We start from the raw sequence: 616 nt of genomic DNA, 5'->3' as shown, positions 1-616 counted from the left end.
GAATCCGGCAAGGATCTCCCGCTCGATCGCCTCGGAGAGCCCGAGCTCTGCGAGCCACGCGCCGTAGGTCCCGTTCGGATCGTCGGCCATGGACGCGATCTCCGCCTCCTGGCCGTCCGCGCCCCTCTGGGGCCGGGCCGCGGCGAGGATGCGCGGGGTGGCGGTCAGGTAGAGCCGGAAATCGGCGGGGATCCGCTGGTTGTCATGGATCGCTGCCCACGGACGGCCAAGATCACCGGCGGTTCCATGGGCCTCATCCACAATGGCGAGGTCGAAGCCGTCCATCCGCTGCCCGTACAGCCGCTCCCCGCCCGCCAGCGCGGTCTCCAGCGGCCCGCGCACCTTGCGCTGGCCGGACGGGTCCTCCGGGTCATCCCGGTCCACCAGGGAGGCGTACGTGGCGAACACGACCACCGGTCCGGCCCCGGCCCACAGGGCGAGCTGGATCGGGTTCGTAGTGCTCCGCACCCCCAGGGCGTTCAGCACCGCGTCGTTCTCCAGCGAGCACACCGCGACCATCGGGGCCCGGTGGCCCACCAGGCGCCACGCCTGGGCGGTCTGGGCGAGCAGGTCCAGGGTCGGGACGGTGACGAGGATCCGGCCGCCAGGCAAGCAC

1 protein-coding gene is annotated in these 616 nt (G+C 72.4%); it reads right to left on the bottom strand.

The annotated features are described in order from the left end of the window. Positions 1-616, bottom strand: a 616-nt coding sequence (locus tag ACEXOX_RS46345; protein ID WP_406527052.1) for a DEAD/DEAH box helicase family protein, incomplete at both ends; no start/stop codon positions are given.

The sequence above is a fragment of the Streptomyces sp. Ac-502 genome, from assembly GCF_045222935.1.
Lineage (GTDB): Bacteria > Actinomycetota > Actinomycetes > Streptomycetales > Streptomycetaceae > Streptomyces > Streptomyces monomycini.
The sequence above is the reverse complement of the archived record's forward strand: the minus strand, read 5'-3'. Positions and strand labels throughout refer to the sequence as shown.